We start from the raw sequence: 9,757 nt of genomic DNA, 5'->3' as shown, positions 1-9,757 counted from the left end.
TAGGGCTTGCTGAATAATGGTAAAACCCTTTTAAAATAAGGCTTTTGACCTGTTAAAATCCGATGTTAGTGCAAGAATATAGGATTAAGACCTTCAAAAACCTGGCATTATCTTTCTTTTAGTACATAAACTGGTACAAAAAAAGAGGGCAACAAAGCCTGAAACGACCGGCTACTGACTCCTGACTCCTGACTCCTGACTCCTAACCCCACCAACAAACTTTTTCAGCAAGTCCTAAATAATACGAATATTTCAAGGATTGACACAATAGGCTGACAATGGCACTGTGATTGTTATTTAAGATTCTTCAATGCTAGATAAAAAATCGTCTTACCATCTCCCAACTCTTTCCTTCGCCCTCGCAACGATAGCCATCGGAATCCTCTCCGAAGTAGAGGCATCTCTAACCATTACCGGATCCTCGGTGACAGCCTCAACCCCGGTCAAGTCTTTTCCGACTAACCCGCCCCAAGTGCCACTTATTTTAGCTCAAACTCCTTCCATTGTTGGCAGATGGCAATCACGGACTAATCACAGAGCTCCCGGATCTGGCAATTATCAAATTATAATAACGGCTATATTTCATTCGGATGGCAGTTATGAATTTAAAGCCTTTGATACATCAGACCCTCGTCTTAGTGTATTGCTGAACGGACAATGGAAACGTAGCAATAATACGATAATTGCTACTGGTAGTCCTCTCACTTCTAATAAGGTGTATCAACATAATTTCCGTATAGTTAATGCGAACACACTTATAGATAGCTATGGGAAGACTTTCCTTCGGCTACCCTAATAGCTTCTGTTGCTGATCGCGCTAAACTGAAGGGTATCGATCGCTAAATCAGTAGGCTATAAATCAGATGGTAGATAAAATCACTGCCAAAGAGATATTGGAACGTTTACGAACCCTGAAACCCGAACTGGAGGAACGATACGCGATCAATCGAATCGGCATTTTCGGCTCGGTAGCCAGAGAGGAAACCCGACCGACGAGCGATATAGATATAGTGGTATGTATGCCCCCCGATCTGCTTAAAAGAGTCAGACTGAAAGCCGAACTAGAGAACCTATTCGGACGGGAAGTGGACGTGATCCGCTATCGGGATTCTCTGAATCCTTACCTCAAGGCACGGATCGATCAAGAGGCTATCTATGTGTGATCGATCGCTTCTATTCGAGTTATTACTAGAGCTTGAAGAGGCGATCCGCCGGATCGAGCGGCGATTTACCCGGATTCAAAAAGCCGATGATTTCATCGCCGATGATGATGGACTCGATCGATTGGATGGCATCAGTATGATGTTGATCGCAATTAGTGAAAATATTAGAAGACTCGATCGGCTAATGGCAGAGAGTTTAGCGAATCGCTATCCGGAAATTCCTTGGTCGGAGATTAAGGGAATCAGAAATATTCTCGCCCACGATTATTTTGACATCGATCCAGAGGAAATTTATCGGATTTGTAGGGAGGATCTGGCGATTTTGAAGCGGGTACTCGGGAAAATACGTCACGACCTCTTGTAATTATCGAAATTTCCCAATCAAACTGCTCCGCTCGGTCTTCACCCCGACATTTTTGATCAGGTTAAAAATCGCTTGCAGGGTTTACGGTGATGGAAGAAAAAGAAACAGGACTAAATGAACGGGAACTAGAGGAAATTCTGGAAATGGCACGGGATGCGGCGGAAAAAGCCCGATCGATGTGCGAGGTAATTACAGAAAATTCAAAAAAATGGCGAGAAAGAGCGAAACAATCGCCGCAAGTGAGATCGGGTGGCTGAAGTAACCGAACCGATATTTATGGGGAATAGTCGGGGGTTCGATCGATACGATAAACTAAACGATATCCACTCCAGAAAACCGCGATGGTTCAAGCGACCGAATATCTCTATATCGTTCGAGACGACGAGATTTTACGCGGGGAACCAATTATCAAAGGAACGCATACACCTGTCCGCGCCATCGTCGAAACTTGGCGTCTGGGAGTCGCTCCCGAAGAAATCCCCCTAGGAATGCCCCATCTGACGTTAAGTCAGGTCTTCAGTGCGTTGACCTATTACAGCGACCATCTAGAGGAAATTAACGCTTATATCGAGCATAACCGCATTCCCGACGACTTAATCGATCCGCTGCTAAAAAATTCGTGAATAATCTCTTCGGCATAAAGGAACCCTTGTCACATCGAAACATTTCCTTAAGATATAAGACCGAAGGTCCAGTCTGGATACAGAATTGATATACCTAGAATCGCTACTCTGGCTCACCCTCTAGGCCATTCCCTTCCAGACTGCTAGGCTATCAGACAAAATGAATAACAATCAAACTCCACGGAAACAAGGACTATACGATCCCCGATTTGAACATGATGCTTGTGGTGTCGGTTTTATCGTTCATAAAACGGGTAAAAAGTCCCACGATATTGTTGAACAGGCCTTAACAATTCTACTAAACCTCGATCACCGTGGCGCGTGCGGTGCGGAAAAAAATACCGGAGATGGGGCGGGTATTTTGTGCCAAATCCCTGACCTATTTTTCCGGAAAGTGACCAGCAATCTAGGTTTTACCTTACCGGCAGCGGGACAATACGGGGTAGGAATGCTCTACACGGCCCCCGATGCCGAAATTCGCGGGAAAGGTCGGCAGGAATTCGAGAAAATCGCCGCCGAAGAGGGGTTAAAAGTTCTCGGTTGGCGTGATGTTCCCACGGATAACTCCAGTTTAGGCAATTCGGCCAAATCTACCGAACCCTTTATCGAACAGGTTTTCATCGAACGCGATGCCAATTTAAGCGATGATCTGGCCTTTGAACGCAAATTATACGTTATTCGCAAACGTTCCCACCTCAGTCGTCAATCCTTTAATCGTTACTGGTATCCTTGCAGTATTTCTAGTCGTACCATTGTCTATAAAGGGCAATTAATGCCGGTACAGGTGGGTGACTATTTCCCCGATTTACACGACCCCGACTTTCAAAGCGCTTTAGGATTAGTCCATTCCCGTTTTAGTACCAATACCTTCCCCAGTTGGGAACGCGCCCACCCTTACCGTTATATTGCCCACAATGGCGAAATTAATACCCTGCGAGGTAATATTAACTGGATGCACGCCCGTCAGTCGATGTTTGCCTCACCCTTATTCGGGGAAGACATCAAAAAAATCCAGCCGGTTATTAATATCGAGGGTAGTGACTCCTTAATTTTTGATAATGCCCTAGAATTAATGGTTTTATCGGGGCGTTCTCTCCCTCACGCTGTCATGATGATGATTCCTGAACCCTGGGCGGCCCACGAATCGATGAGTGATGAGAAAAAAGCTTTTTATGAATACCATTCCTGTTTGATGGAACCCTGGGATGGTCCGGCCTCGATCGCTTTTACCGATGGTACGATGATGGGAGCAGTGTTAGACCGCAATGGTTTACGTCCTTCCCGTTACTATGTCACCAAAGATGACCTAGTAATTATGGCATCGGAAGCGGGAGTTTTACCCATTGAACCGGAACGCGTCGCTTTTAAAGGTCGTCTGCAACCCGGCCGGATGTTCCTTGTGGATATGAAAGAAGGTCGTATCGTGGCCGATGAGGAGATAAAAGAAGCTATTGCCAAAGATCATCCCTATCGCCAGTGGTTAAACGAAAATTTAGTCAATTTAGACGATTTACCAGCCGTTGAAACTGCGCCACCAGAAACTGCTGTTTCCCTAATTCAACAGCAAACCGCTTTCGGTTACACTTTTGAAGAATTACGTCTTTTATTAGCCCCCATGGGCCGGGATGGAGTGGAAGCAGTGGGTTCCATGGGTTCCGATACACCCCTAGCCGTCTTGTCCGATCGGCCAAAACTGCTTTATGATTACTTTCAGCAGTTATTCGCCCAAGTCACTAACCCCCCGATTGACTCGATTCGCGAAGAAATTATCACCTCTCCCATCACCACTATCGGCGCGGAGAGAAATCTCTTGGATCCGCAGCCCGAAAGCTGTCACCTGATTAAACTTAACTCTCCCATCCTCACTAACGCCCAATTAGCGCGTTTACAGGGCAATAGCGAATTTAAAACCGTGACTATTCCCATTCTCTTCGATCCCACTTCGGGAGTCGAGGGGATGCGTAGCACAATTGAGGCAATTTGTCAAGAGGTGGACGAGGCAATTTTAGCGGGCGCAAGCATTATTATTTTAAGCGATCGAGGTATCGATAAAAATCACGCCCCGATTCCCTCACTGCTGGCGGTTGCCGGTTTACACCATCACCTCATCCGGCAGGGAACCCGCACCAGAGTCGGCCTTGTCCTGGAATCCGGCGAACCCCGGGAAGTGCATCACTACGCCCTTTTACTCGGTTATGGTTGCGGTGCGATTAATCCCTATCTAGCCTTTGCCACCCTCGGCAGTATGATCGAGGAAGGTTTATTGGTAGGAGTTGACCACCAGACCGCCTGTAAAAACTACATAAAAGCCGCCACCAAGGGCGTAATTAAAGTGGCCTCTAAAATTGGCATTTCCACCCTGCAAAGCTACCGTGGGGCGCAAATATTCGAGGCTATTGGCTTAAATCGATCGGTAGTCGATCGCTATTTTACTTGGACAGCTTCCCGCATTGAAGGGGCCGATTTAGAAATTATTGCCCGGGAATCCCTACTCAGACACGGCCACGCTTTCCCCGACCGGGATGTTAATGTGCATACCCTCGATATTGGCGGTGAATATCAATGGCGTAAGGACGGGGAAGCCCATCTTTTTAGCCCAGAAACCATTCATACCCTGCAACAAGCGGTAAAATTGGGCAAATACGACCTCTTTAAGAAATATTCCCAACTGGTCAACCAACAGAATCAAAAATTCTTCACCCTGCGGGGACTATTAACCTTTAAAAACCGGGAAAGTATCCCCATCGAAGAAGTGGAACCGATTGAAGCGATTATGAAACGCTTTAAAACCGGGGCCATGAGTTACGGTTCCATTTCCAAAGAGGCCCACGAATCCCTCGCTATTGCCATGAATCGTATCGGTGGCAAGTCGAACACCGGGGAAGGGGGCGAAGATTCCGAGCGCTACACTTGGACAAATGAACGGGGAGACTCGAAAAATAGTGCCATTAAACAGGTAGCTTCCGGCCGTTTTGGTGTCACCAGTCTTTACCTCTCCCAAGCGCGAGAATTGCAGATAAAGATGGCCCAGGGGGCAAAACCGGGCGAAGGCGGTCAATTACCGGGTAAAAAAGTCTATCCTTGGATTGCCAAAGTCCGTCACTCCACCCCCGGAGTCGGTTTAATCTCTCCCCCACCCCACCACGATATCTACTCCATTGAAGACCTCGCGGAGTTGATTCATGACCTAAAAAATGCCAATCGCGCGGCCAGAGTGAGCGTAAAACTGGTTTCTGAGGTGGGAGTTGGCACAATCGCCGCCGGAGTCGCTAAAGCTCACGCCGACGTGGTTTTAATCTCTGGTTTCGATGGTGGGACCGGTGCCTCACCCCAAACCTCGATTAAACACGCGGGTTTACCCTGGGAGTTGGGACTAGCAGAAACCCATCAAACATTGGTGTTAAATAATCTTCGCAGTCGCATTGCGGTGGAAACCGATGGCCAGATGAAAACCGGGCGCGATGTGGTGGTGGCAACCCTATTGGGGGCCGAAGAATTCGGTTTTTCCACCGCGCCACTGGTAACGTTGGGCTGTATTATGATGCGGGTTTGTCATCTTAATACCTGTCCGGCGGGGGTAGCGACCCAGGATCCGTTATTACGGAAGAATTTCATCGGAGATCCCGAATATACGGTGAATTTCATGAAATTTATCGCCCAGGAAGTGCGGGAAATTATGGCCGAATTGGGATTCCGCACCTTAAATGAAATGGTGGGGCGAACTGATGTATTAGAGCCGAAACAGGCGGTAGAACATTGGAAAGCGAAAGGAATTGACCTAACTCCGATTCTCTATCAACCGGAGGTAGCTCCAGAGGTAGGACGCTATTGCCAGATTCCCCAGGACCACGGTTTAGATAAGTCCTTGGATATAACCGTTTTACTGGATTTATGCAAGGATGCCATTGAAAAAGGCGAAAAAGTCAAGGCGACACTACCGATTAAAAATATTAACCGCGTGGTGGGGACGATTTTAGGCAACGAAATCACTAAACGTCACTGGGAGGGTTTACCCGAAGATACCGTACATCTCCATTTTCAGGGCAGCGCGGGGCAAAGTTTCGGTGCTTTTGTTCCCAAAGGGGTGACACTGGAGTTAGAAGGGGATGCCAATGATTATGTGGGTAAGGGTTTAAGCGGTGGCAAAATCATCGTTTATCCGCCCAAAGGTTCCACTTTTGTGGCCGAGGATAATATTATCATCGGTAATGTGGCTTTATACGGCGCGACCAGTGGTGAGGTGTATATTTCTGGGGTTGCTGGGGAACGTTTTGGGGTGCGTAACTCTGGGGTGACTACGGTGGTTGAGTCCGTTGGCGACCACGCTTGCGAGTATATGACGGGGGGTAAAGTCGTTGTTTTAGGGCCCACCGGTCGCAATTTCGCCGCCGGAATGAGTGGTGGTGTCGCCTACGTCCTCGATGAGTCGGGGGATTTCGCCACTCGTTGCAATACCCAAATGGTAGCTTTAGAGGCGCTAGAAGGGGAAGAAATCAACGATTTACGCGAGTTAATTCAACGCCATGCTGATTACACCCAAAGTCAAAAAGCAGCCCTGGTTTTAGCAAATTGGTCGGAAATGTTGCCCCAGTTTGTTAAAGTAATGCCCAAGGATTATAAGCGGATGTTGCAGTGTATTAAAGAGGCGTTAGATTCCGGTTTAACCGGCGATTCTGCTCTCGATGCGGCTTTTGAAGCCAACGCCCGCGATGTGGCAAGGATTGGCGGTAGTTAGAGGTTAAGGGGGCTGAATAAGCCCCCTTTTTTTCAATAGACAAGTTAAAATAGAGGGTAGATGTTGTTTATAGACCTAACTCCTGTCATTCCAATGGACACACAAAACAATTTTCTCACCTTTGAAATTTTTGCATTTGACACTTCTAATCAATCTCATATCAAAACTCCTGATAATTTAGTCTATCTTCTCGCCTCGAATAATTCATTTTGGAATGGAACACCACAAATAGATTGTAACAGTCGCCAAATCAAGGATAATTTTATAGAAATTACAGTAAATCCAATTAAATTTGATCAAGACAGCAAAGATAAATGTATTACAGGTTTTTCAATTGTTGTAAAGGGAGAATATGGTTGTTTAGAACCTCAACGTATTCCAATTTTAAAATTTTTCAAAGACCAAAAATTAGAAAAACTGGATATAGTAAAAGACGAAATTTCTGAACAGATTGCTAATCAAATTTATCCTTGTATTAATCGTGTGGAACGCCGTTTAAGAGACTACATAACGAAATTCATGACAACCAAGATAGGAGTGGATTGGTGGACAAAGGTATCCACCCAAGATTTTAGAAAGAAAGTTGATCAGAGAAAAAATAATGAAAAAGAATTTGCAAGCCATATTGACAATCAACTCTATCTGATAGATTTTGATGATTTAGGTTCGATTATATACAAGCTTTCATCTGGTTGTACAACCAAAGAGGATTTAATTAAAGAAATTGATAGGCTTGAAGAAACTCCCGAAGCAATTCGTAAATTAAGAGAAAAAATTAAAAGCAACGGTGATAAGTTTTTTAAGGAATCATTTAAAGACAGAAATTTTCAATCTAATTGGGAGAAACTGTATAAAACCAGAAACAAAGTAGCTCATAATAATCTTTTTACCCAAAAGGAGTTGGACGAAGCCCAAAAAATATACCAAGACTTAATTCAAACAATCAAGAACGCGGAGCAGAAACTTGAAGGACTGATATTAACTACTGAAGAAGTAGGATTAATACAAGAAGAAGCAAATTCTATAGAAGATAGACAATATCCCATCGAAAAATTGATGGATATAGTAGGAAAGTTACCATCCAAAAAATTGATGGCTCCATTAAGAAAGTCACCATCCAAAAAGATGGATCTAGTAGGAAAGTTACCATCATGCCATTCTCTTATCACTCCTTCTGGCTTAAACTTAAGACGAATGAAAACCGAAAAATTGATGGATGCATTAAGAAAGTTACCATCCGAAAAATTGATGGATCTATTAAGAAAGTCACCATCTGACGGGTTCTTCGGTTTGTGCTATGCAATGGACGGAGTTATAAGGGATGAAACCCTTATAGAGAAGGACATTGATGCGATTTTGTCAATTGTTTTCGATCTAGAACGAACTAATCAATAGAACTCTTGCAAGATAAGGATTTAGTCGATTTATGCCACCCTTTAGGAAGTTGATGGGTGCTGCTACTGAGTCGGGATTCCTTGAGTGTGTAACACAGCAGAGTATGGCTATCGATTAGACATTTCAAGGCAGATACTCCGCGAAGTCTTGTAAGTGTTCTTTATCATCGGCTTAATTTTGCCAGTGGGAAATTATTATCGGTAATTAACAATTCTTCCCCTAGTTTGAGATTGTATATCAGTTCGGGCAGTTTGGCTTGAGCTTCTTGGAGAGAGACAATCATAATTTTACGGCAAGCGGGAAGATGAAAGGACTTTCTAGGCCGATAATACTAAATCCGTTGAGTAACGCACAGAAAACGGGTTTCTCCGAGAAACCCGTTTTCTACTCATGCAAAAATAACCAGATTTGTTATAATTTCTCGATTCTAACTGATCGACGCAGAGAAGGGATAGGCGAACCGAAAACCCTCTCCATTAAGGACTCGTGTTAAACTGATTAATCATGCTGGTGTCTAGAAGCGACCTATGCCAAACTTAACCTTAAGCAACGAACAAGTAATCGAATTAGTCAAACAACTCCCCGAAGCACAGCAACAGGAAGTTTATAAAATTCTCATCCTCAGTCAGTGGAGACAGTTGGAACCAGTATTTAACGAAGGAGCAGAAAGAGCTAGAATCGTAGCCAAAGAACGCGGCCGTGATTGGGATACTATGACCGAAGACGAGAGAGAAGAATTTATCGATGAAATCGTTCACGAAAAATAGTGACCTATGTAGTTGTTTTTGATACAAATATATTAATCTCTGCTTGGCTGTCTAAAAGCAGCCCTACATTTTCCTGCTTATCGTTAGCGAAGACGGGATCGGTATCTTCAGTAACCTGCCAAGAGATTTTAGACGAATTAACCGAAAAACTTCAGCAGAAATTTCAAATATCTGAACGGGGACTTAGAGAATATATCGCGGAAATTCGTCAATTTTCTAGCCTTGTTCCGATAACAAGACAACTGAGAGCGGTTCCCAACGATCCCGATGACGATATGATCATAGAATGTGCAATCGCTGGCAAGGCTACCCATATTATCACGGGAGACAAACATCTTCTTTCACTGGTTGAATATCAAAATATTCAGATCGTGAAAGCAAAAGACTTTTTGGACTTTTTAGATCGAAATAATAACCATGAATTATGAACTTTACTCAATGGGATTTTATTAAAAGATATTCGCGAAGCAAGATTATCCGCAGGAGACGTGGGGACATTGGTAGAAAAACATCAAATCGAGGGATTAGAAACCGGGTATAGTGTCGAATTTTTCGATAGGTTGGGAAAAACGATTACTGTTGTCACCCTGCCCGAAAATTCCCTCCGTTTCCCCACCCACGAGGATCGACCTTGACTCTACAGGACTGATATTTTCCCATCTTTAGCAGAATATCGGCATCTAGAAGAGGGTGCGATCGCACGGCAGTTA

General features: G+C 44.5%; 10 protein-coding genes. 9 read left to right on the top strand and 1 reads right to left on the bottom strand.

From position 1 onward, the window contains the following. Nucleotides 1–863 precede the first annotated feature (863 nt). From PX481_RS00235 to PX481_RS00210, 6 genes are all read left to right on the top strand, one after another. Complete coding sequence (locus PX481_RS00235; protein ID WP_002763565.1) at nt 864–1,163, top strand: nucleotidyltransferase family protein; 300 nt, start codon at nt 864–866, stop codon at nt 1,161–1,163. Continuing rightward, entirely contained in the window at nt 1,156–1,527 is a 372-nt protein-coding gene (locus PX481_RS00230) for a HepT-like ribonuclease domain-containing protein (RefSeq protein WP_002738003.1), read from the top strand. The genes PX481_RS00235 and PX481_RS00230 overlap by 8 nt, the downstream gene beginning before the upstream one ends. Nucleotides 1,528–1,616: 89 nt before the next feature. Next, nucleotides 1,617–1,784, top strand: coding sequence for a hypothetical protein (locus PX481_RS00225; protein ID WP_002763566.1), 168 nt, complete (start codon nt 1,617–1,619; stop codon nt 1,782–1,784). A gap of 84 nt (nt 1,785–1,868) precedes the next feature. Beyond that, complete coding sequence (locus tag PX481_RS00220) at nt 1,869–2,150, top strand: DUF433 domain-containing protein (RefSeq protein WP_002763567.1); 282 nt, start codon at nt 1,869–1,871, stop codon at nt 2,148–2,150. Between the two features lie 160 nt (nt 2,151–2,310). Then, nucleotides 2,311–6,885, top strand: a complete 4,575-nt coding sequence (gltB, locus tag PX481_RS00215; RefSeq protein WP_288093025.1) for a glutamate synthase large subunit — start codon at nt 2,311–2,313, stop codon at nt 6,883–6,885. Nucleotides 6,886–6,978: 93 nt separating this feature from the next. Then, entirely contained in the window at nt 6,979–8,280 is a 1,302-nt protein-coding gene (locus PX481_RS00210; protein ID WP_287662640.1) for a Swt1 family HEPN domain-containing protein, read from the top strand. A 163-nt stretch (nt 8,281–8,443) separates the two neighbouring features. On the opposite strand, the gene PX481_RS00205 is transcribed toward PX481_RS00210, so the two are convergent. Next, nucleotides 8,444–8,563, bottom strand: a complete 120-nt coding sequence (locus PX481_RS00205; protein ID WP_002777099.1) for a type II toxin-antitoxin system Phd/YefM family antitoxin — start codon at nt 8,561–8,563, stop codon at nt 8,444–8,446. Nucleotides 8,564–8,807: 244 nt separating this feature from the next. On the opposite strand from PX481_RS00205, the gene PX481_RS00200 reads away from it, so the two are divergent. The 3 genes from PX481_RS00200 (at nt 8,808) to PX481_RS00190 (ending at nt 9,682) form a co-directional block, all read left to right on the top strand. Beyond that, a complete protein-coding gene (locus PX481_RS00200; RefSeq protein WP_052275296.1) occupies nt 8,808–9,047 on the top strand; it encodes a hypothetical protein in 240 nt (79 codons plus the stop codon). Then, on the top strand, nt 9,047–9,475 hold the full coding sequence (locus tag PX481_RS00195; RefSeq protein WP_288058357.1) for a putative toxin-antitoxin system toxin component, PIN family: 429 nt from the start codon (nt 9,047–9,049) through the stop codon (nt 9,473–9,475). Before PX481_RS00200 ends, PX481_RS00195 begins: the two co-directional genes overlap by 1 nt. A gap of 69 nt (nt 9,476–9,544) precedes the next feature. Next, complete coding sequence (locus PX481_RS00190) at nt 9,545–9,682, top strand: DUF4926 domain-containing protein (protein ID WP_288087517.1); 138 nt, start codon at nt 9,545–9,547, stop codon at nt 9,680–9,682. Nucleotides 9,683–9,757 lie beyond the last annotated feature (75 nt).

This window comes from Microcystis sp. M53603_WE2 (genome assembly GCF_030065435.1).
Note: the sequence above shows the minus strand (reverse complement) of the source record. Positions and strands in the feature narration are given on the sequence as shown.